Genomic DNA, 25,057 nt, shown 5'->3' with positions numbered 1-25,057 from the left:
AAGACCATGAAAAATAGACTATATCAGAAGAAGCATAAGTTCTGGCTCTTGGCAGGAGCCTTGACGTTTGGTGTTTTTTACTCTTGCAGCGACGATTTTCTGGATGTTCCACCGGAAGGTCAGGCAGTGGAATCCCAATTCTTCCAAACCCAAGCTCATGCATTACAGGCGGTAAACTCCATTTACGGCAACCTGCGGGAATGGAATAATATTGCGTTTGCACACCTGGCATTAACCACTGTTTCCTCAGATGATGCTGACAAAGGCAGCGTGCCCGGCGATGCCGGCTTCATGAACCTGTATGACCAGTTCACCGTCACCCCCACAGAAGGACAATTAAACGGCTACTGGGTAGGCCAATACCAAGGCATCAACCTGGCCAATCGGGTATTAGACAACGTGCCAAACATTGAAATGGATGAAGCTCTAAAAACCCGGCTTTTAGCGGAAGCCAAGTTCTTACGGGCCTATCATTATTTCAACTTGGTGAGGGCTTTTGGTGGCGTACCAATTGTAAGTAAAGTACCTGAAACCCCGGAAGAACTTAACCCTGCTAGGGCCACCCGCGAAGAAACCTATGCCTTCATTGAACAGAACCTGACCGATGCCGCTGCTGTTTTGCCCACTGCTTACGGAGCCGCAGACATTGGGAGGGCTACTAAAGGAGCTGCTCTGGGCATGTTGGCTAAGGTAAAACTCTACCAAAGCGAATGGCAGGATGTGCTTTCCCTCACCGAGCAGGTAATGGGCTTAGGCTATAGCCTTACCCCAGATTTCTACCAGATTTTCCGGATTTCGGGCGAAAACAACAGCGAGTCCATCTTTGAGATCCAAGCCCAGACTATACCCGGAAACTGTGACGCATCCAACAGCCAGTGGGCAGAAGTACAAGCCGTAAGGGAGCAATTCGGTTGGGGCTTCTTCACTCCCACCGAGGACCTGGTCAACGCCTTTGAACCTGGTGACGTACGGAAGGAGGCCACCATTCTGTTCCGAGGCGAAACCACTCCTGAAGGCGACCTTATCAACCCCAATGCTCCCAATCCACGCTATAACCAGAAAGCCTACGTGCCTTCCAGCGTAACCCAGGCGTGCGGGTATGGCAAAGATCAAAATATCCGCATTCTGCGCTACGCGGAGATACTGCTCATGCACGCCGAGGCCGCGAACGAACTTGGGCAAACCGGCAAAGCGGAAAGTTCTTTGAACATGGTCCGGGAACGCGCAGGTCTGGATCCCATCACCTTCACCACCAAAGAAGAAATGCGCATGAGAATCTGGCATGAGCGTCGGGTAGAACTAGCGTTGGAAAACGGCGAACGGTTCTATGACCTGGTACGCCAAGGCCGGGCAGAACAGGTACTGAGAGCCCACGGCAAGAACTTCACCACCGGCAAAAACGAGGTCTTCCCTATTCCACTCAACCAAATCACCCTCAGCGGCGGCAAGCTGGTGCAGAACCCAGGGTATTAACTACTAGAACAGGCAAAAGGCCGGGGTTTTAACGCCTCGGCCCTTCCTTTAAAACCGCTTCTTTCTTGTGTAATCGCCTCTGGCTTTTTAGGCCCGTTTTCAGGAAAACGGCCTGAAATCAGCCTTACTGTACCCCAAACTTTCAGGCTATTTTAACAGGAAACCCACTCCCATTCCCCTGATGACCAAACCGACGTTTTATATCTTCTGCCTTCTGTTCGCATGGGCTACCCTCGCCTGCAAGGAGGATAAAAACGAGGCAGATGACACCTCGTTGTACCCACCGGAGAACCCGGTGAGCACAGCCTCGGACCGGGAGTTGCTGAACAAGGTACAGGAGTCTGCCTTCAAGTATTTCTGGGAGTATGCGCACCCGGCCTCGGGCATGGCCCGGGAAAGAACCAATTCCGGCGAAACAGTCACCAGCGGCGGCACCGGATTTGGGGTGCAGGCCATCATTGTGGGGGTGCACCGCAAGTTCATCACCCGGCAAGAAGCTACTGACCGCTTACTGAAGCTTTGCAACTTTCTGGCCTCCGCTGATAGGTTCCACGGGGTATGGCCGCACTGGCTCAATGGCAGCAACGGCAAGGTGATTCCCTTCAGCGCCAAAGACAACGGCGGCGATGTGATAGAGACTGCCTTTTTGGTGAACGGGCTGCTTACTGCCCGGGCTTACTTCAACGGCGCCGATGTCAGGGAAACCGAACTGCGGAACAAGATCACCCAACTCTGGGAAACCGTGGAATGGGACTGGTACGCCTCCCGCGGCGACAACAAACTTTACTGGCACTGGAGCCCCAACTATGGTTGGGAAATGAACATGCCCATCCAGGGCTGGAACGAGGGTTTGATTGCCTATGTATTGGCCCTGGCCTCCCCCACGCACGCCATCTCACCGGCGGTTTACCAAACCTCATGGCAAGGAAGCGGCTTCAGGAGTTCCCAAACTCTGGAAGGCTATAAGCTGGAGATCGGTCCACCTTATGGCGGACCGCTGTTCTTTGCCCATTATTCGTTTTTGAGCCTTGATCCGCGCCAGATGCAGGATCAGTACGTGAACTATTGGCAACATAACGTGAAGCACACGCTCATTAACCGGTCTTACAGCATCTACCTGGCGCCCAAAGCCTACGGGTACTCAGAGCACCTGTGGGGTTTGACCGCCTCTGATGAACCCAACGGCTACTCGGCGCACAGCCCCACCAACGACAACGGCACCGTGACGCCCACTGCGGCACTCAGTTCTTTCCCTTACACGCCCTACTACTCCATGCAGGTGCTCCGGAACCTGTACGGCAACCTCAGCGGACAGATGATCGGGACCTACGGGCCTTATGATGCCTACAACAAACCACAGAACTGGGTGGGCAAAGATTACCTGGCCATTGACCAGGGACCAATCGTGGCTATGATTGAGAACTACCGCAGCGGACTCTTGTGGAAACTGTTTACCGATCTCCCGGAAATTCAGGCAGCCCTGGCGAAGGTCGGCATCCAGAAACCGGAGTACGAGACGGGCTTTTACCTGGCCATTCCGGAGGTGAGAACCGGGCTCTACGACCTGCTCAAACACCCCGATGTGGAAACCTACCAGATTGATGTCGCTCTCAAGAATGCCGGCACGGTGACCCTCACGGTGGAGAAACCAGACGGAACCGTCATGGAGACGCTCTGGAACCATGAGGCCAAAGCCAACGGGCTGTATCAAGTCAATTTTGGGACAGGCTTGCCCCCAGGCGCCTATAAACTCAAACTCACCCATACCACGCTTAACAAAGAACTGCCGGTTTACCTCCGATAAGGAAAAACGGCTCCAAAACAGAACTGCACACCACATACCAACGAACTATGAAGCAATTTTACACCATAGCACTTCTCCTGATTCTCTTCTGCGGCTGCGTACAAGCCCAGAAGAAAGGCACCGTGAAACGCCCCAAAAACCTCTCCGATGAACAACTGATGGAGCTGGTGCAGCGGCAGACCTTCCGGTATTTCTGGGATTTTGGGCACCCGGTCAGCGGCATGGCCCGCGAGCGCAGCAACCGGAGCTTTGACTACGGCGACGAGGTAGTGACCACCGGCGGCACCGGATTCGGGGTGATGGGCATCATTGTGGCCGCCGAGCGCAAGTGGATCACCCGCCAGCAGGCCGCCGAGCGGATGCTCAAAATCGTGAATTTCCTCTGGAAAGCCGATCAGTTCCACGGTGTGTTCCCGCACTGGCTCGACGGCGCAACGGGCAAGGTGATTCGCTTCAGCCCCAAAGACGACGGCGGCGATTTGGTGGAAACTTCTTTCCTGTTCCAGGGTCTGCTCTGCGCCCGCCAGTACTTCAACCAGGACAATCCCACCGAAAGCCAATTACGCAACAAAATCCTCTGGATGTGGGAGGGCATTGAGTGGAACTGGCACACCCAGGGCGGACAGAACGTGCTGTACTGGCACTGGAGCCCAAACAACGGCTGGAGCATGAACCACCAGCTCCGCGGCTGGAACGAAGGGCTGATCACCTACGTGTTGGCGGCTTCCTCACCGCGCTTCAGCATCCCTCCGCAGGTGTATCACCAAGGCTGGACCACGAACAACTACTTCCGCAACGACCGCGAATTCTACGGCATCAAGCTGCCGCTAGGCTTTGACTACGGCGGGCCGCTGTTTTTCGCCCATTATTCCTTTTTAGGCTTAGATCCACGCGGCCTCAAAGACCAGTACGCCGATTACTGGGAGCAGAACAAGCGCCACACGCTCATTAACCGGGCTTACTGCATTGACAACCCCAAGAAATACAAAGGCTACTCAGAGAACTCCTGGGGCCTCACCGCCAGCGACAGTTACCGGGGCTACGCCGCCCACTCGCCTACTGAGGATTTAGGGGTGATCACTCCCACCGCGGCCCTGTCTTCGTTCCCCTACACGCCCGAGTTTTCCATGAAAGCGATGCGGTACTTCTATGACACCCTGGGTGATAAAATCTGGAGCGAGTACGGCTTCGTGGATGCCTTCAGTGAGCACCACAACTGGTACGCCAACTCGCACCTGGCCATCGACCAGGGGCCCATTATCGTCATGATCGAGAACCACCGGACCGGTCTGCTCTGGAAACTGTTCATGAGCATCCCCGATGTGCAGAACGGCCTCCGGAAACTCGGGTTTGAGAGTCCTCAGTTACCTGTAAATGCTAGCAAATGAAAACAGTCCTACACCTGGGCCTACTCCTGCTCATCGCCTGGCTGATGCACCTGCCTGCTACCGGCCAACCCAAACCGCAGCGCACCTACTGCAACCCCATGAACCTGGATTACGGCTACACGCCCATCCCCAACTTCACGGAATCTGGCAAGCACCGCGCCACCGCAGATCCGGTCATTGTCATGTACAAAGGCGATTATTACCTGTTTTCCACAAATCAGTGGGGATACTGGTGGAGCAACAACCTCTACAACTGGAACTTCGTCTCCAAGTCCTTCCTGAAGCCGCACCACAAAGTCTACGACGATCTGTGCGCCCCGGCGGTGTTCGTGCTGGGCGATACCTTGCTGGTCTTCGGGTCCACGCACGAGAAGAATTTCCCGCTCTGGATGAGCACCAACCCCAAAGCCAACCAGTGGAAAGAGGCTGTGGAGCCGTTCCAGGTGGGCGCCTGGGACCCTGCCTTTTTCCTGGACGATGACAACCGCCTGTACCTCTACTGGGGCAGCAGCAACGTGTACCCTATGTACGGCATCGAGATCAACCGGAAAACCTTTGAACCAATAGGTGAAAAGAAGGAGATGATCGGGCTCAACCACGAGCGGTTTGGGTGGCAGCGTTTCGGGGAGTACCTGGACAACACCTTCCTGGACCCGTTCATGGAAGGCGCCTGGATGGACAAGCACAACGGCAAGTATTACCTGCAGTACGGCGCCCCCGGCACTGAATTCAGCGGCTACGCCGATGGCGTGCAGGTAGGCGACAGTCCGCTGGGGCCGTTCAAACCGCAGGCCCACAATCCGTTCGCCTACAAGCCCGGCGGGTTCGCGCGCGGGGCGGGGCACGGCAACTCGTTCAAAGACAAATGGGGCAACTGGTGGCACGTCTCCACGGTGGTGATCTCGGTGAAAAACAACTTTGAGCGCCGCCTGGGCGTGTGGCCCGCCGGGTTTGACAAAGACGGTGTCATGTACTGCAACACCACCTTCGGGGATTACCCGCATTACCTGCCCAACGGCTCCGCCGATCACCTCAAAAGCCGTTTCACTGGCTGGATGCTCCTCAACTACAACAAGCCCGTGACGGTTTCCTCCACGCTGGCTGCCTACGCTCCCAACTACGCCGTGGACGAGAGCATCAAAACCTACTGGAGCGCCGCCACGGGCAACAAAGGCGAATGGATCCAGACCGATCTGGGCCAACCCAGCACCGTGAACGCCATCCAACTCAACTACGCCGATCAGGACGTGACCTTCCTGGGCAAGCAAACGAACATCTACCACCAGTACAAACTGTACAGTTCCCTGGACGGCAAAACCTGGAAGGTGCTGGTAGACAAAAGCCAGAACAAAACCGATGTGCCGCATGACTACATTGAGCTGGCTAAGCCGGTGCAGGCGCGTTACCTCAAGCTGGAGAACCTGCACATGCCCACCGGCAAATTCGCCATTAGCGGTTTCCGGGTGTTCGGCAGCGGGAACGGCAAAAAGCCCCAGGCCGTGAAAGACCTCACCATTCTGCGCACCGAGAAAGACAAACGCAGCGCCTGGATCAAGTGGTCGCAGGTGAGCGATGCCTACGCCTACAACCTCTACGTGGGCGTGGCCCCCGACAAGCTCTACAACTGCATCATGGTGCACGGCGGCGGCGAGTACTACTTCAAAGGCATGGACAAAGAACTGCCCTACTACTTCCAGATTGAGGCCATCAACGAAAACGGCGTCTCGGAAAGAAGCAAAGTGATAGAATCGAAATAAAGGTGTTTTGAAGCCGATTTCAGGAAAACAGGCCCGAAACGCCTCGCCTGAATTCAGGTGAAACAGCAGATGAAAAGTGCCCAAAGTACAGTTCCGTTTTATGGCTGATTTTACCAAAACTGCCATAAAACGGTAGGTCAGATTTCGCCGGTGAGATGTCATCGGTTGGCCGAAAAGAATATGAGAGAATACCATTAGAAGCCACTAAACACGCGCGCATGATGAGAAATTTTACCCTTGCCTTGATCCTGCTGATAAGTGGAGGCTGCACGCAGATGCCTCCGCAGAAAACCCCGGAAACTGCCTCCACCGGTACCGGACAAAACCAGACTGCGGCCACCGCCACTAACTCAATCCCCACCCGACCGCAGGACCCCAAGATGAAAGCCTTTATTGACGACCTCATGGGCAAGATGACGCTGGAGGAGAAAATCGGGCAGCTGAACCTGGTATCGGTGGGCTTTACAGTGACGGGTCCGGTGGTGAGCGAAAACGTGGACGAGAACATCACCAAAGGGCTGGTGGGCGGCGTGTTCAACACCTTTACACCTATTGCCGTGCGTAAACTGCAGGAGAAAGCCATCACCCAATCGCGTCTCAAAATCCCGCTCCTCTTTGGGTACGACGTCATCCACGGGCACCGCACCATCTTCCCGATGCCCATTGCCCTGGCCGCATCCTGGGACTTGGCCGCCATTGAACGCAGCGCCCGCATCGCCGCCGACGAAGCCTCAGCGGATGGTTTGAACTGGGTTTTCTCGCCCATGGTAGACATCGCCCGTGATCCGCGTTGGGGCCGCATTGCCGAGGGTGCCGGCGAGGACACCTGGCTGGGTTGCCAGATCGCCAAGGCCATGGTGCGCGGCTACCAGGGCAATGACCTGTCGGCTAACAACACGGTGATGGCCTGCGTGAAGCACTTCGCGCTGTACGGCGCCGCCGAGGCCGGCCGCGACTACAACACTACTGATATGAGCGAGCGCCGCATGATGGAAGAGTATCTGCCGCCCTACAAAGCCGCCCTGGATGCGGGAGCCGCCAGCGTCATGTCCTCGTTCAACGACATCAACGGCGTGGCCGCTACCGGTAACCGTTGGCTCATGACCGAACTGCTCCGGAACCAGTGGGGCTTCGATGGAATGGTGGTCACCGACTACACCGCCATCAATGAGCTGATTCCGCACGGGCTGGGCAAAAACGAGTACGAGGTAGCCAAGGTAGCCCTGGACGCCGGCATTGACATGGACATGGTGGGCGAAGTCTTCCTGAAACACCTGGGTCAACTGGTGAAGGACAAAAAAGTAACCGAGGACCAGATCAACGTCGCCTGCCGGCGCATCCTGGAGGCCAAGTACAAACTGGGCTTGTTTGAAGACCCGTACCGCTACGCGAACGAGCAGCGCGCCAAAGAAACGCTCCTGAAAAAAGAGTACCGTGATGCCTCCCGTGACATCGCCCGCCGTACCATGGTGTTGCTCAAAAACCGGAACCAGACCTTGCCCCTCAAGAAAACAGGTTCCATTGCGCTCGTGGGCCCGCTGGTGAAAAGCCAGGTAGACCAATTAGGCAACTGGAACGGCGCCGGTGACTGGAAACAGGCCATAAGTGTAGAACAGGGCATCCGGAACGTAGCCGGACCGGGCTTGAAAATCACCTACGCCAAAGGAGCGAACATCGCCGATGATACGCTCATGCTGCGCCGGTTGAACGCCCACGGTGGCAACATTGAAGTTGACCCACGCTCCGCGGAAGCTATGATCAGGGAGGCGGTGCAGGTCGCTCGCCGGGCCGATGTAGTGGTGGCAGTGGTAGGTGAATCGCAGGGCATGACCGGTGAGGCCTCCAGCCGCTCAGACATCACCTTGCCGGGCCGCCAGTTGGATCTGCTCAAAGCCTTGAAAGCCACCGGTAAGCCCTTGGTGGTGGTGCTCATGAACGGCCGGCCTATGGCGCTGAAGTGGGAAAACGACAACGTAGACGCCATGCTGGAAGCCTGGTTCCCTGGTACCGAGGGCGGCAACGCCATCGCCGATGTGCTGTTCGGGAACTATAATCCGTCCGGCAAAATCACGGCTACTTTCCCGCAGAACGTGGGGCAGGTGCCTATTTACTACAATGCCAAAATGACGGGTCGGCCATACGGCGGGCAGCAGCTGGACAAGTACAAATCCCGCTACCTGGACGTGTCCAATGATCCGCTGTATCCGTTCGGGTTTGGGTTGAGCTATACCACCTTCTCCATCTCGGCCCCTACGCTGAGCACCGCCAACCTTCAACCGGGCGGCAATATGACGGTGAGCGTGCAGGTGCAGAATACCGGCAACTATGACGGCGAGGAAGTGGTGCAGCTGTACGTGCAGGATTTGGTGGGCACCGTCTCCCGGCCGGTGAAGGAACTGAAGAACTTCAGGAAGGTCTTCCTCAAAAAAGGCGAGACGCAGACCGTGACCTTCACCCTCACCGAGAACGACCTCAAGTTCTACGACATCAACATGAAGTACGTAGCCGAGCCCGGCGATTTCATGGTGTACGTAGGCTCTAACTCTCGTGACGTGAAGTCCGCGCCATTTACGCTCACTGCTTCGGGCGCCTCAGCGGGTAATCCGTAACAGGACTTATAATCAGATATATTGAATCGGGTTTAGGGGCTGTTTTCCGCAAAACAGCCCCTAAACCCGATTAGCGTTAAAGCCCTTTCTGACCTTCACTGCTTTTCCCTGCCCAGAGGTGCGCCGCCTTTCACAGTTTTAGTTCTGTCACCCGGCATAAGGTTCTATATTTGGGTATCTTTAGCGTTGCATCTGCCTCCCCTTAGCTTTGGCAGCTCATTTTGCTTTATTCATATCAGATCAGAAGCTTCTTTGAAGAACTTGAATCCCATTTTGTTTCCAACCGGCAAGAATCTTTGGGTCGCACTTGCCCTGTTGCTTTCTTGCGTGGTCTGCCCCTCCAACGGCCAGGCATCTCCGGTGACTGACAGCTTACTCACGGAGCTTAGCCAGACCATTAAAAACAATGAAAGTTATATTGAGGGGAAAAACCGACAGCTTGACCAACTGAAGAACTCCTTGAAAAACGGGAACTCAGGGTCACTCCTGCACCAGTTCACCGTGTATGACAAACTTGTCTACCAATACCGCGCCTTTAAGTATGACTCCGCTTTTGCCTATGCCTTAAAACTGCAGGAAGTAGCCAGAAAGATGAATGATCCGGTGAGAGTTACGCACGCCAAACTGAAACTGAGCTTTATCCTGGTCTCCTCAGGCATGTACAACGAGGCGCTGGACTCCCTGGAAAACATCAGGGCAACCAACTTGCCAGACAGTGTGCGGTTAGATTATTATGCCTTGAAATCGCGGGCGTACTATGACCTCTCCGGCTATACCCAGGACATCTTTTACTCCTCGCGCTATTCTAAGAAAGGCGAGATTTACGCCGACTCCGCGCTGGCGTTGCTGGATGAGAGCAAGCTGCAGTTCCATGCCATGAAGGGAATGCGGGCAGAGATCGCGCAGAAACCAGATGAGGCCCGGGGCTATTTCCAGACAATCCTGGACCGGTTCAATCCCACGCTGAACCAATATGCCATGGCGGCCAACTCCCTGGGCAATATCTACTACAAAAAAGGAAACGTGGACAAAGCCATTGAGATGATGGCCAAAGCCGCCATCGCGGATATGAAAGGATCGGTGAAGGAGGGGGTGGCGCTTATGACCCTGGCGGAGTTCCTGTACAAGACCGGAGACGAGGTACGGGCCTACGAATACATCAAGCAGGCTTTACGGGACGCTACCTTTTATGGGGCCAAACAACGGACCATCCAGGTGGCGGCGATCCTGCCCATTATTGAAGGCGAGCGTCTCTCTACCGTGGAAGGGCAGCGCCAGCGGCTCTACATTTACGCCATCGTGGTGACGGTGCTGTCCTTGCTGGTATTGGTGTTTGCTTACATCATCTTCCGGCAATTGAAGCAGCTGCGGGAGGCGAAACGTACCCTCACTGAGGCGTTTGACAAGCTGCAGCAAACCAATGATGAGCTGGTGGAAGCCAAGCAGACGCTTACCGATGCCTATGACAAACTTCGGGAAACAAACGAAAAACTGATTGAGGCCAACGTGATCAAGGAGGAGTACATTGGCTACTCTTTCAATTTCCAGTCTACGTACCTGGACAAGATAGACAAGTTCAAGAAGTCTATTGACCGCAAACTCATGGCCAAGAAGTATGACGAGATTGGGCACGCCATGAAGAGCATCAACGTGCAGAACGAGCGCGAGCTGTTGTTCCAGAGCTTTGACCAGACCTTCCTGAAGCTTTTCCCCAACTTCGTTTCCACCTTCAACTCGTACTTCAAGGAAGAGGACCGGATCAGGCTCAAAGACAAGAACTCCCTCAACATAGAACTCCGCATCTTCGCGCTCCTGCGCCTGGGCATTACCGACCACGAGCAGGTGGCCCAGTTCCTGGACTACTCCGTGCGGACCATCTACAACTACAAAACCAAGGTTAAGAACCGGTCCATCCTGCCCAACGACGATTTTGAGGAGAAGATCATGGAGATCAAAGCCTTTTAGGCAGGCCTAGAGACGTGTAGTCCCTTGCCGGTCCTCCCCGAAGTTCAGCATTTCCCTTTTGGGGCTCTTTTCGCAAAAAGAGCCCCAAAAGGGTTTTCTTTTTACGCCCCGTTCCAGCCCCACTTACCATTCTTTCTTCCCGCCTTCTCATCCAACTCCCGCGCGCAGACCCAAGGACTTCTTTTGACATTTTGTCAATATTCCAAAAAGGATCTATTCAGCCTTCGCTTGGGATTGCCCGAGTCAAAACAGGGAGCCAACAGGGAAATTCACCTTAAAACACCACCTGTTCGCTCCAAATCATTTACTTTTTCACCTACCCAATTAAGCCAAAAAACAAAAACAACTATCTGAAAATCAATACAATACAAATAAACCCTTTGTGAAAACATTTACTTTCCATTTCACTTTCTTCTTCTTGGCTGATAAGAATCTCAAATTTGTAAACAGGGAATAAGCAGCCATCTCATTCTATCCTGTCCTGCTCTTCTCCTCTTGGGGCCAAACCCTCATAATTAACAAAATGGCAATTCTTAATAGCTAACATAACTTACTTCACACCTTTATGACCAAACATTTAACTCAATGGCCACCAAAGCTTAGTTCTTTTGTGGCCTGCGTATTCTGCAGAGATGGATTATGGTCCAACGGATATCGCCAGATGGTGGTAATGGTTGGCTTCCTCCTCCTGGCAGTATCCGCCCAGGCCCAAGGTACCCGTGCTGTGTCTGGCACTGTGAAAGATGCTGCGGGCACCGGGCTTCCCGGAGTGTCTGTGGTGGTAAAAGGAACCACCATTGGTGCGGCTACGGACGTGGAAGGAAAGTTCAAAATCTCGGTACCAGAAACGGGGGGCACCTTGCAAATCACGTACATCGGGTACCTAAACCAAGAAATACCGGTAACCACACAGACCAATATAGACGTGGTGCTGCTGGAAGACGCCAAAGCCCTGGACGAGGTGGTAGTGGTAGGTTATGGCACCCAAAACAGAAGAGAAGTGACGGGAGCAGTTTCCTCCGTGAACATGGAGGAAACCCGTTCGCTGCCGGTACCCGATGCGGGCCAGGCCTTGCAGGGGCGCGCCGCAGGGGTGCAGGTGGTGGGCTCAGGGGCTCCGGGCAGCAACGTGACCATCAGGGTGAGGGGCACCGGTACCATCGGGAACAGTGACCCGCTGATCGTGATTGATGGCGTACCCACCGACTTACCTTTGAATGCCATCAACCCGGATGACATCGCCACCATGGATATCCTGAAAGATGCCTCCGCCACCGCTATTTATGGTTCAAGGGGCGCCAACGGGGTGGTACAGATCACCACCAGAAGAGGTTCTGAGAAAGGGCGTCTGGAGTTCAAGGCGTATACTGCGGTGCAGCAGGCCACCAGCACGGTGAAGATGTTGAACTCGGCCCAGTTCGCGGCGTTGCACAACGAGATCATGGCCAACAACGGTCAAATCCAGAACCCGGCCTACGCAGACCCGGCTTCCATCTCTACCAACACAGATTGGCTAGGCGAATATTTCCAATCGGCTCCGCAGCAGAACTACTCATTGTCTTACTCTGGTGGTACGGAGAAGTCTAATTTCTATGCTTCGGGCACCTATACAGACCAGGAGGGGATTGTGATCAATAACCGCTACAAACGGTATACCCTCACGCTCAACAGCAACAACAACTTCTTCCCGTGGTTCAAGCTTTCCAATAACCTGCTTTTGAGCCATGACAAGAAGAGCAGCGGCACCGTGGATATCCGCAATGCCATGGCGGCGCTTCCCGTGCAGCCCATCCGCAACCCAGACGGTACCTGGGCTGGCCCCGAGGGCCAAAGCAACTGGTACGGCGATGTGCGCAACCCCATCGGGCAGGCATTGCTCAATGACAACACCACCACGGGTTACAATGTGCTGGGCAACCTCAGCGGGGAGTTCACCCTCCTGCCGCAGCTGACCTTCAAAACCACCGTGGGTATTCAGGCGGCCTTCTGGGATAACCGCAACTGGAGCCCGCAATACGCCTGGAAACCCATCGCCAATGAGTTCAGCACCCTCTACCAGGGCTCCAACAAGAGCATCACCAAACTTTGGGACAATTACCTTACCTATGATGCCACCTTCGGGGAGAAGCACCACCTCACCATTCTGGCCGGAACCAGCGCCCAGGACAACCGCTACGACCAGATGAATGCCGCCGGCCAGGATTTCGTCAGTGATGATGCCCAGCAACTGGACAACGCCACCCTGATGCTTCCTTCCGGCGGAAACGCCAGCGACTGGGCTCTGTTCTCGCTTCTGGGCCGGGTGAACTACAACTACAATGACAAGTATTTGCTCACGGCCAACATCCGCCGCGACGGCAGCAGCCGCTTCGGACCCAATAACCGTTACGGCACCTTCCCTTCGGCCTCAGCCAAATGGCGCATCTCAGAAGAAGGATTCTTCAAGGAAATAGGCTGGCTGAGCGATCTGTCACTGCGGGTGGGATACGGCATCACCGGTAACCAGAACATTGGGAACTACGCCTATGCGTCCCGGCTAGCCATCGGCGAAGCCAACTTTAATAATACCGTGGTCAACTCGGTGGTACCGGTGGTGCTGCCTAACGCCGATGTACGCTGGGAAGAGGTGGAGCAATCCAACCTTGGTTTAGACCTTGCTTTCCTAAACGGCCGCGTAAACGTGACCGTAGATGCCTATCTGAAAAACACCAATGACATGCTGGTGCCCATGAACGTGCCGGTGACTACGGGATATTCAGACATCTTCGTGCCCAGCATCAACTTCGGGAAAGTGCGGAACAAAGGGCTTGAGTTCGCCGTGAACTCCCAGAACCTGACGGGGGCCCTGGAGTGGAGCACCAACTTCAACTTTTCCATCAATAAGAACGAGGTCTTGAACCTGAACGGCGATGTGCCTTTGTACGGCGGTATAGGGCAGATTAACCGGCAGAAAGTGGGTTATCCCATCAACTCATTCTACGGCTTCATCATGAACGGCATTTTCCAGACCCAGGAAGAGGTTGACAACTATGCCCGCCAGCAACAGGGCGCTGACCCTTTCAACAGCACCAGACCCGGCGACGTAAAGTTCCTGGACATCAACAACGACGGACAGATCACCGACGCAGACCGCACGTACATTGGCGACCCTAACCCTCGGTTCACCTTTGCCTTGAACAACACCCTGGCCTGGAAAGGCTTTGATTTCACCTTGTTCCTGCAAGGGGTAGAGGGCAACGACATCTTCAACGCCAATAGGGTTTTCCAAGAAGGCATGGCCGTGGCGCAGAACCAGACTACCGCTACCCTGAACCGCTGGACCGAGTCCAACCCAAGCACCACCATGCCGCGGGCGGTCTTCAATGATCCTAACAAAAACACCAGAAACTCTACCCGCTTCATTGAGGACGGTTCTTACCTGCGGGTGAAGAACGTGACCCTGGGCTATACCCTGCCGCAAAGCCTCACCCAGAAAGTGAAGATGAGCTCTGCCAGAATCTATGTCTCGGGCCAGAACCTGTTCACCTTCACAGATTACACCGGCTTTGACCCGGAGGTAGGTACCAGCGGCGTGGACCTGAGTGTGTATCCTTTGGCCAGAACCCTGAGCGCCGGCATCAACATTGGTTTTTAATCATCAAAAACGAACAAGCATGAAATCATTCATCAAATATACCGCGGCCCTGTTGCTCACCTTGGGGCTTGGCAGCTGCGACGATTACCTGGACAGAACTCCGCTGGACACCATCAACCCTTCTAACTTCTATAAAACCGAGAAAGATGCCATTGCCGCCATCAACGGGGCCTACCAGCCTTTGATGTGGCCCAAGCTGTACAACTTCCAGATCTGGACCTCAGACATCTGGGCGGGTAACAGTATTGTGGGCGCCGGGGGCGGTACGGACGGGATTGGGACGCAGGATGTCTCCAACTTTGTGCTCACCACCGCCAATGAGGCCGCCCTGGATCTATGGCGCGGTCCTTCCCCCGGAATTCTGCGGGCCAATGTGGTGCTGAAGTATGTACCGGCCATTGAAATGGAAGAAGGTCTGAAGAACCGCATCCTGGGTGAGGCCAAATTCCTGCGGGGCCTGTACTATTTCATTCTGGTAAGGGCCTTCGGCGATGTACCCCTGATTACCGATGCCCCCGACACCCCAACCCAGGAATACCTCTACCCTTCACGCACGCCCAAAGACCAGGTGTATGCCCAGATTGTGCAGGATTTAACCGAGGCCATTGAGTTACTGCCCACCAGAGAAACTTACTCCGGCTCTGACATTGGACGCGCCTCTAAAGGTGCTGCCACCGGATTGCTGGCTAAGGTATATTTAACCCTAGGTGACTATGCCAAAACCGTGGAGTTGTGCGAACAGGTGACTTCTTTGGGATATACCCTGAACCCGGACTACAGCGCGAATTTCACCCCTTTATCTGAAAACGGCCCCGAATCGCTGTTTGAGGTACAGTACGCCGGCAAAGTGAACACCGCCGATTTCTTCGGGGGCAATGAGCAGATGGCTTCCTGGGTGAGCACCTTCACCGGACCAAGAAACGCCAACATGGTGGCCGGGGGCTATGGCTGGAACCAGCCTACCCAGGAGTTCGTGAACCAATATGAACCCGGTGACCTCAGAAAAGACAAAACCATCCTGTACGAGGGCGGCCCTGACTTTGACGGGCAGGCGTACAAGAAATCTTACTCCGTGACGGGCTATAACCTGCGCAAGTTCCTGGTGCCAAAATCCATTTCTCCCGAATACAACACCAACCCGGCCAACTTCCCGGTACTGCGCTACGCCGATGTGCTCCTGATGCAGGCCGAAGCCCTGAATGAACTGGGCAGAACCGCCGAGGCCCAGGCCCCCGCTACCAGCATTAACAATGGAGGACCTTTGAACCGGGTAAGATTAAGAGCCGGATTGCCCAACCTCATCGACCTTAACCAGGCTGCCTTGAGAACAGCCATCAGAAAAGAGCGCCGCCTTGAATTAGCCTTTGAAGGACACCACTGGTTTGACATCATTCGGTATGACAACGGCCAGTATTTCGTGCCTTACCTGCATTCCCTGGGCAAGACCAACGCCAGCACCAGGCACATGCTCTTGCCCATTCCGCAGCAGGAGGTCACCGCGAACCCAAACCTTGTCCAAAACCCCGGTTACTAATCATTAGCCCTTCATTCTAGACTGATATGGAAAACATATATAACCTCTCTAAAGGAGTAAACTGGCTAAACGCCCTGCTGCTCCTGCTGGTGACCTTACTGGGGGTTTCCTGTAAAACCGATATTTACGACGAGTTTGACCAAAGCGTCAATGCGCCACTGGCTATCTCCACCAGCAAAGACGCAGTAGTGCTGCAGGAAAGCCTGGCCGCCAGCGAAGCCGTGGCCTTCAACTGGACCACCGGCTCCAACTACGGCACCAACAATTCTATTTCCTACACCCTGTACCTTGACCGCCAGGGAAACAACTTCCAGAACGCCGTGGCAACGGATATGGGCAAAGCCAGCTTCCAGAAGAAGTACAGCGTGAAGGAACTCAATGACCTGCTGCTGGGGCTGAACTTGATGCCAGGCGTGGAATCCACCCTGGAAGCCAAAGTAGTCTCCAGGGTTTCGGGCACGGATTTGTCAGACTCTACCATAACCACGCTGAAAGTAACCCCTTACCAACCGGTAACCACCACTCTGTTCCTGATAGGCGACGCTGCGCCCAATGACTGGAACGCCGACGAGGCCACGCCCCTTACGTTGAACCCTTCGGCCCCGGGAAGATTCACCTGGCAAGGCAGATTGAAGGCCGGTGAGTTCAAGTTCATCACTACCAAAGGCGCCTTCCTGCCATCCTACAACAAAGGGACCTCTCCCACGCAATTGGTGTACCGCACCGCAGATGCGCAGCCAGATGGCAAGTTCACCATCACCAAAGCCGGTTTGTACGCCATCTCGGTGAACCTGCTGGACATGACCGTTTCCATTGTAGAGGGCTCCGCCCCTCCTTACTCTGAGCTATGGATTGTAGGCGACGCCACGCCTAACGGCTGGAATATTGACAACCCCAATAAACTGCGGGTAGACCGATCAAACCCCTACGTGTTCACCTACAATGAAGTGCTGAAGGCCGGCGAGTTCAAGATCCCCACTTTTACCGGGAATGGGTGGGCCGGCGACTTTTATATGCCCCTGGTGAACAACCCAGACTTGAGCTCCACCGGGGTGCAACTGGTGCGCGGCGGAATCCCAGACCTCAAATGGAAGATCACCACGCCGGGCGCTTACAAGATCAAACTGGATCTGGAAACCATGAAGATCGAGATTAGACCCTTTACGCCGCCCACCCAGATCTGGCTCGTGGGGGATGCCACGCCTAACGGCTGGGATATCGGGAACGCCACACCGTTAGTGCGTGATGCCGCCAATCCCAATGTCTTCACTTACACCGGGGCGTTGAAAGCGGGTGAGTTCAAGTTCCCGCTGCAGAAAGACTTCACAGGGGACTACTACATGCCGGTCACGCCCAACGAAGACGCTACCAGTACCGAGATGAAGTTCGTTCCCGGCGGGCAGCCAGACAATAAATGGAGAATCTCCGCAGACCAGGCGGGCAATTACAAAATCACCATTGATGTGCTGCACGAAACCATCCAGTTCCAAAAGCAATAATCCTCCTTTCCATTTCATTCAATTCCAGCTTCCGCGAGATGTCCGGAGGCTGGGATCAAATCCCCTCACTATGACTTTCAGGATTCTATTTTCGTGTTTTTTGGTTCTTTTTACAGGATTGGGCTGTAAAGACAGCAATGCCAGTTCTGACCCTTCGCCTACCGAGGTGCCAGCCAATCCGGGCACTCCCGCCTATGGCAACGTGTCCCTTTCCATTGATAAAGCCGCTTACAGCCCGGGCAGTGACGTGACCTTTACGGTTGACTTCGCCAAACTACCGGCCGGGGCCAAGGTGCGGTACAAGTACCTGAACCAGGTGTTAGGTGAAGCAGCTATTACATCGGGCACCTGGACCTGGAAAGCGCCCGCCACTGATTTCCGGGGCTACCTGGCCGAGGTATTCAGCACGGTCAATGCCACGGAGACCATCCACGCCACCATTGGGGTAGACGTTTCCTCAGACTGGAAGAAATTTCCCCGCTATGGTTTCCTCTCCAAATTCCCCCAGCTGAGCGAGGCCGAGGTGAACGGGGTCATTTCTAACTTAAACCGTCACCATATCAACGGCATCCAGTTCTATGACTGGCATAACAAGCACCACCAGCCGCTTCCGGTTTCCGGCGGCACCCCGGCCAGTTCCTGGAAAGACATCATGAACCGGGACATCTATTTCAGCACCGTGCAGAAATACATCAGCAGCGCCCATAGCTTCAACATGAAAGCCATGCAGTACAACCTGGTCTACGGGGCCTGGGACAATGCCGAGGCAGACGGCGTCCAGAAAGAATGGTACGTCTTTAAAGACAACACCCGCACCAACCGCGATTTCCACCCCTTGCCTACGCCGCCGTTCCTGAGCAACATTTACCTGGTGGATCCCGCCAACACCGCCTGGCAGAACTACCTCATCAATGAAAACCGGAAAGTGTACCAGCACCTGGCATTCGATGGTTTCCACATGGACCAACTAGGCGACCGGGGCACCACCTACGCGTACAACGGCAACGCCCTGAACCTTTCCCAGACGTATAAACCCTTCATCAACGCGGTGAAAGCCCAGGCCCCTAACAAGTACGCGGTCATGAATGCCGTGGCGCAATATGGACAACAAGGCATTGCTGAGTCTAACGCTGATTTCCTGTACACCGAGGTCTGGGCTCCATTTGACACCTTCAATGATCTGGCCAACCTCATCAAGCAGAACAACACCCTCAGCAACAACACCAAGAACACGGTCCTGACTGCGTATATGAACTATGACCTGTCCAACAACAACGGCTATTTCAACACTTCCTCGGTGCTGATGACCAATGCGGTGATCTTTGCGTTTGGCGGCTCGCACCTGGAAATGGGCGAGCACATGCTCTCCAAGGAGTATTTCCCGCACAGCAAACTGGAGATGAAGCAGGACCTCAAGAATGCCCTGGTAAACTACTATGACTTTTTGGTGGCTTACCAGAACCTGCTGCGCGACGGTGGCACGTTCAACAACGTCACCCTCTCTTCAAAGGATAATAAACTGGCCATTGCCAACTGGCCTGCCACGGCCGGTTCTGTGGCCGTTTTCGGAAAACAGGCAGGAAACAGTCAGGTCATCCACCTTATCAACTTCAAGAACTCCAAAACCCAGAACTGGCGCGACACCAACGGCATCCAGACAGCCCCGGTTCAGGTAAAGGATGCCAAGCTGTCCTTCACGGCCACAGGCCCGGTGAAGAAAGTGTGGTGCGCCTCCCCGGATAATATCGGCGGCGCCTCCCGCTCCTTGAATTTTGCCCAAAGCGGCAATACCGTCAGCTTCACCCTGCCCGAGCTGCAGTACTGGAGCATGATTGTGGTAGAGTATTAGAAACCTGTCACCGGAAGCTGCCCTTGTGTCCTTTGCAGGGCAGTTTCTGGTTTCACCCGGTTTTAGCCGCCGCCGTTTTAATCCTGTTTCTCAGAAAAGAGCCCCAAAACAAGATCTTGGCACAACCTGCCCCAGAACCTAAAACGGTGCACCTGGGCAAAGCTTTCATGACATTCCATTTGATTCCCCCGGTTCAGGATCGCCCCCTCTTTCCTGAGCCAAACCCTTCCCAATACCATAACCTCCGCTTTCCGCAATGAGTACTAAACCTTTACAAATAAGCCTGGCGCTTTCCCTCCTGCTTTTAGGGAGCTGCCAAACGCAGAAAGGAAATAGCCTGGCCTCTGTAACTACCCCCGTTATGCAAGAAGAGCCTATTTTCAAATCGGAGCAGTACGCCATCTACCCCAACCGGGTGGTGCAGGGCTCCTTTGAAGCCAAGGCACTTTCTCCCACAGAACTGGTCTCCAACTACAGAAGCATGGCCAAGGAGTTCCTGAGCCCCGAGCTCAAGTTCAAGTTCAGTATCAATGGCAAGGACAACGAAATGCTTTCCGGTCGGGACCATACCTTTGCCTGCATGGCAGAAAATGGCAGCTGTGAGACACCGTTGATTGTATTCGGGACGCAGAACAACATCAGCTCCAAGGTGCCGGCCAACACGTACCTGGCGCCCAATACCAGACTGAAGATCAGGCTGGACATGCGGCACGTTTTGGAGGCGTTTTCCAAAAAAGGCTTCTATACGGCTTTCAACGGCGACAAAATCTACAAAGAGGACTTCAAAGGCGTATTCGTGGCGGGCGGCACCGCTCCACTCACCTGGGACTTTGACAACCTGCACAACTTCAAAAATCTGGAGCTGAAAGACGCTGACGAAGATGGCATCTATGAACTGGACCTGGTGCTGAATCCCTCTGGGGATGAAACCGTCACGGCCTCCACCTGGAAACTGTCCAAGAACGTAGCCGCCTTCCCGCAATACAGATCAGGTTACCCCATGGTGGATGCCCTGTACAACCTTTCCCTGGAGGAGATGGTGAACGCCGTGGAGCCGGATAGCACCTTCAGGACGGGAAAAGAATGGGCCGGCGTCTGGACCCGTGACATCAGCTACAGCATCATCCTGTCCATGGCGGCCCTACAGCCCAAAGTTGCCTACAACAGTCTCATGCGGAAAGTGAAGAACGGCCGCATTGTACAAGACACCGGCACGGGCGGCGCGTACCCCGTCTCGTCAGACCGCATCATATGGGCCGTGGCGGCTTGGGAACTCTACAAGGTGACGGGAGATCAGAACTGGCTCAAGGAATCTTTCCAGATCGTCAAAAACACGCTGGAAGATGACCTGAAGAACGTGTATGACCCCAAAACCGGGCTGTTCAAAGGTGAGTCCTCGTTCCTGGACTGGCGAGAACAAACCTATCCCGAGTGGATGCAACCCGTGGACATCTATGAATCTGAGAACCTGGGCACCAACGCGGTCTTCTACCAAGCCACCAGCATTCTCTCGCAAATGGCCACGCTCCTGAATGATGGTACCTCCGCCACCAGATTCCAAGCCCTTGCCGAGAAAGTAAAAAAAGGCATTAACGAACACCTCTGGATGTCGGATAAAGGTTACTATGGGCAATATCTATACGGCCGCAACTACAAAACTTTGTCACCCAAGGCAGAGGCGCTCGGCGAGGCCCTTACCGTATTGTTCGGCATCGCTGATGCAGAAAAACAGAAGCAGATTGTAGGTAACACGCCGGTCGCGCCGTTCGGTATCCCTACTATCTACCCGCAGATCCCCAATATTCCGCCTTACCACAATAACGCCACCTGGCCCTTTGTGCAGTCTTACTGGTCACTTGCCGCTGCCAAGGTAAAGAACGAAGAAGCCCTGCTGGAAAGCATGAGTGCCATTTATCGGCCTGCCGCCTTGTTTCTGACGAACAAAGAGAACTTCGTGGCTATTAGCGGCGACTATGCCGGCACCCAGATCAACTCCAGCAACATGCTCTGGAGCCTGGCGGGCAACCTGAGCATGACCTACAAAGTCATCTTCGGGATGGAGTACCGGGCCAACAACCTGGTCTTTCAACCGGTGGTGCCGCAGGCCTTCGGGGGCAAGCGCCAGCTCACCAATTTCAGATACCGGAGCGCCGTGCTGGACATAGAAATGGAAGGCCACGGCGACCAGATCCAATCTATCACCCTGGACGGGAAGCCGCTTCCCAACGCGGAGATTCCGGGTGCCCTCACCGGGCAACACGCCGTGAAGATAGTGCTGGCCAATAATCCTTTGGGAGAGAACAAAGTGAACCGGGTAGCGGTGGAGTTCGCCCCGGCAACCCCGGTGGTCACCTACGCCAACGGCACCCTCTCCTGGACGGCTGGCAACGGAGTAAAACACTTCAAAGTCCTTAAAAACGGGGAACAGATAGAGAAAACCAATAAAACCCAACTTCAGGTAAACAAAGGTGCCTACGCCGAGTACCAGGTCATTGCCGTGCATACCAGAGGCCACGAGTCCTTCGCGAATGAACCGGTAGTGGTGGTGCCCACTGGAAAGCAAATCATCCAGGAAGTCGAAAATAGTGCCACCAAGGCCAGCCTGCCCTACAAAGGATTCAGCGGGAAGGGCTTCGTGGAAATCAGCAAGACCCAGAACACGCAGGTCACGTTCAAGGTACAGGTGCCGGAAACCGGCATATACGCCATTGACTTCCGGTACGCCAACGGCGAGGGCCCTATCAACACCGAGAACAAATGCGCCATCCGGACCTTTAGGCAAGGCGACGCTTTCCTGGGAACGGTCGTGCTGCCGCAGCGAGGCACAAATGAGTGGTCAGACTGGGGCTTCACCAATGCCGTGCAGGTGAAACTGGAGAAAGGCACCCGCGAATTGACCCTGGCGTTTGAACCGGCCAACGAGAACATGAACGGTGAGATCAACCGCGCTCTGCTGGACTACCTGCGGCTGACCAGGATAGAGTAAAAGAAGTAACCATAAACCCAAGGCAAAACGGACAACATTTCTTAACTTAAACTACAGGAAACCGGCTGAGCCTAAGTATTAAAAATCGGTAAATAGGCGTTAGCTTTACCTGCGGAAAGCAATGGTACCCTTTTCTGGCGTTTTCTGTCATCCGGTATTCCAGCTTTCCGTTTTCAGCCTGAAATATAGAAAGCAGGGCCAAAACAGAACCCAAACTCATCATTCAAACAACCGCTTTTACTTTTAAAACATGCATAAACTTTCTTTATTGACACTACTTCTGGTGTTTTTCGTGGGAATGGTACGGGTCAAAGGCCAGGAATTGAAATCGCCCAACGGGAAATTCAGCATGAGATTCTCGCTGCAGGGCAACGGGGTGCCCACCTACGCTCTCACTTACAAAGGCAAGCAGATCGTCAAGCCCAGCAAAATGGGTTTTGAACTGATCACCAAAGGCGCGGCGGCGGCCTCGGGCGGGTCTGATGCCAATATGGAGCAGAAGGCCGTGAACCTGCAGGGCTCCCTGCATGACAACTTCACCGTCACCGATACCAAAAACGCTTCTTTCAACGAGACCTGGAACCCGGTGTGGGGCGAAGTGAAAACCATCCGGAACCATTACAACGAACTGGCCGTGACCCTGAACCAGAAAGGCACCGACCGCCAGATGGTGGTCCGGTTCCGGCTGTTCGATGACGGACTGGGTTTCCGGTATGAATTCCCTACCCAGAAGAACCTCACCTACTTCGTGATCAAGGAGGAAAGGACGCAGTTTGGGATGAACGGTGACCACACCGCCTACTGGATCGCGGGCGACTACGACACCCAGGAGTACGACTACACCACTTCAAAGCTGTCGGAGATCAGGGGCATCATGGCCAAGGCCGTGACGAACAACCTGTCGCAGACCACCTTCTCGCCTACCGGCGTGCAGACGTCTTTAATGATGAAGTCCAAAGATGGAATCTACATCAACCTGCACGAGGCTGCCCTGATTGACTATCCAGCCATGCACCTGAACCTGGACGACAAGAACCTGGTGTTTGAGTCCTGGCTCACGCCCGATGCGCAGGGAGCCAAAGGCTACATGCAGGCACCGCGCAGCACGCCTTGGCGCACGGTGATCGTGAGCGACGATGCCCGCGACATCCTTGCCTCCAAAATGACCTACAACCTCAACGAGCCTAGCAAGATCAAAAACACCTCCTGGATCAAGCCAACCAAATACGTGGGCGTGTGGTGGGAGATGATCACCGGCAAGAGCACCTGGTCTTACACCAACGACTATCCTACCGTGCAGTTGGGCATCACCGATTTCTCCAAAGCCAAACCCAACGGCACCCACGGCGCCAACACTGCCAATGTGAAAAAGTACATTGACTTCGCGGCCAAGCACGGCTTTGACGGTGTGCTGGTGGAAGGCTGGAACGTGGGCTGGGAAGACTGGTTCGGGAACTCCAAAGATTACGTGTTTGATTTCGTGACCCCGTACCCTGACTTTGATGTGCAAGGAATTCGGGATTACGCCAAGTCCAAAGGCGTGAAGATGATCATGCACCACGAGACCTCTTCCTCGGTGCGTAACTATGAGCGCCACATGGACAAAGCCTATCAGTTCATGAAAGACAACGGCTACGATGCGGTGAAAAGTGGCTATGTGGGCAACATCCTGCCGCGCGGCGAGAACCACTACAGCCAGTGGATTGTGAACCATTACCAGTACGCCATTGAGAAAGCTGCCGAGTACAAGATCATGGTGAACGCCCACGAGGCGGTGCGCCCTACCGGCGTGGCCCGCACCTGGCCCAACCTCATCGGGAACGAATCGGCCCGCGGTACCGAGTACCAATCTTTTGGCGGTTCCAAGCCCAACCACGTGACCGTGCTGCCTTTCACCCGCTTGATTGGTGGCCCTATGGACTACACGCCGGGCATCTTCGAGATGGACCTGAGCAAACTCAACCCGCAGAACAAATCGCACGTGAACAGCACTTTGGCCAACCAGCTGGCGCTTTACCTCACCCTGTACAGCCCGCTGCAAATGGCCGCTGATTTACCTGAGAACTATGACCGCTTCCCCGATGCGTTCCAGTTCATCGAAGACGTGGCCGTGGATTGGGATGACAGCCGCTACCTGGAGGCTGAGCCCGGCGAGTTCGTGACCGTGGCGCGCAAAGCCAAAGGCACCGGCCAGTGGTTTTTAGGCAGCGTGGGCGGCAACGAGGCCCGCACCTCCAACATCAAGCTGGACTTCCTGGACAAAGGCAAAAAATACGTGGCCACCATCTACGCCGATGCCAAAGACGCCCACTACAAAACCAATCCGCAAGCCTATAACATCCGCAAGGTAAACGTGACGAGCAAATCCAAGCTGTCACAGTTTGTGGCCCCGGGCGGCGGCTACGCCATCAGCTTTGTGGAGGCGACTGGAAAGTAGTTTCAGGTCCAAATTCCATAAAATAAAGCAGAAACGGGTTGGCGGGTTTTCCGGCCAACCCGTTTCTCTTTTTTCCCATACTATTTCCTTAACTCTATTTGCGTTTAAGAGGCATTTTCAGA

12 protein-coding genes are annotated in these 25,057 nt (G+C 54.6%); all 12 read left to right on the top strand.

The features are described from left to right. The first annotated feature begins 6 nt into the window (after positions 1–6). Positions 7–1,473: a RagB/SusD family nutrient uptake outer membrane protein gene (locus J3P35_RS05420; protein WP_246849982.1), complete on the top strand. Its 1,467-nt coding sequence runs from the start codon at positions 7–9 to the stop codon at positions 1,471–1,473. A gap of 181 nt (positions 1,474–1,654) precedes the next feature. Further along, positions 1,655–3,277: a glucoamylase family protein gene (locus J3P35_RS05415; RefSeq protein WP_210463330.1), complete on the top strand. Its 1,623-nt coding sequence runs from the start codon at positions 1,655–1,657 to the stop codon at positions 3,275–3,277. Positions 3,278–3,324: 47 nt separating this feature from the next. Further along, complete coding sequence (locus J3P35_RS05410; RefSeq protein WP_210463329.1) at positions 3,325–4,665, top strand: glucoamylase family protein; 1,341 nt, start codon at positions 3,325–3,327, stop codon at positions 4,663–4,665. After that, entirely contained in the window at positions 4,662–6,422 is a 1,761-nt protein-coding gene (locus J3P35_RS05405; RefSeq protein ID WP_246849980.1) for a family 43 glycosylhydrolase, read from the top strand. The genes J3P35_RS05410 and J3P35_RS05405 overlap by 4 nt, the downstream gene beginning before the upstream one ends. A 218-nt stretch (positions 6,423–6,640) precedes the next feature. Further along, a complete protein-coding gene (bglX, locus tag J3P35_RS05400; protein WP_246849978.1) occupies positions 6,641–9,031 on the top strand; it encodes a beta-glucosidase BglX in 2,391 nt (796 codons plus the stop codon). A gap of 261 nt (positions 9,032–9,292) precedes the next feature. After that, positions 9,293–10,996, top strand: a complete 1,704-nt coding sequence (locus J3P35_RS05395; protein ID WP_210463328.1) for a DUF6377 domain-containing protein — start codon at positions 9,293–9,295, stop codon at positions 10,994–10,996. Positions 10,997–11,666: 670 nt separating this feature from the next. Beyond that, a complete protein-coding gene (locus tag J3P35_RS05390) occupies positions 11,667–14,630 on the top strand; it encodes a SusC/RagA family TonB-linked outer membrane protein (RefSeq protein WP_210463327.1) in 2,964 nt (987 codons plus the stop codon). A gap of 19 nt (positions 14,631–14,649) precedes the next feature. Next, entirely contained in the window at positions 14,650–16,164 is a 1,515-nt protein-coding gene (locus tag J3P35_RS05385) for a RagB/SusD family nutrient uptake outer membrane protein (RefSeq protein ID WP_210463326.1), read from the top strand. Positions 16,165–16,190: 26 nt separating this feature from the next. After that, positions 16,191–17,663, top strand: coding sequence for a SusF/SusE family outer membrane protein (locus J3P35_RS05380; RefSeq protein WP_210463325.1), 1,473 nt, complete (start codon positions 16,191–16,193; stop codon positions 17,661–17,663). Positions 17,664–17,781: 118 nt separating this feature from the next. Then, positions 17,782–19,512 carry an endo-dextranase gene (locus J3P35_RS05375; RefSeq protein ID WP_210463324.1) on the top strand — a complete coding sequence of 577 codons (1,731 nt, stop codon included), beginning with the start codon at positions 17,782–17,784 and terminating at the stop codon, positions 19,510–19,512. A gap of 361 nt (positions 19,513–19,873) precedes the next feature. After that, positions 19,874–22,498 carry an alpha-L-rhamnosidase-related protein gene (locus J3P35_RS05370; protein ID WP_246849977.1) on the top strand — a complete coding sequence of 875 codons (2,625 nt, stop codon included), beginning with the start codon at positions 19,874–19,876 and terminating at the stop codon, positions 22,496–22,498. A gap of 250 nt (positions 22,499–22,748) precedes the next feature. Further along, the gene (locus J3P35_RS05365) at positions 22,749–24,935 is read left to right on the top strand and encodes a glycoside hydrolase family 97 protein (protein ID WP_210463322.1); all 2,187 of its coding nucleotides are present in this window, start codon (positions 22,749–22,751) and stop codon (positions 24,933–24,935) included. The last annotated feature ends 122 nt before the right edge of the window (positions 24,936–25,057 follow it).

The organism is Rufibacter roseolus, assembly GCF_017916365.1.
GTDB classification, from domain to species: Bacteria; Bacteroidota; Bacteroidia; order Cytophagales; family Hymenobacteraceae; genus Nibribacter; species Nibribacter roseolus.
This window is presented reverse-complemented; position numbering and strand designations above follow the sequence as displayed.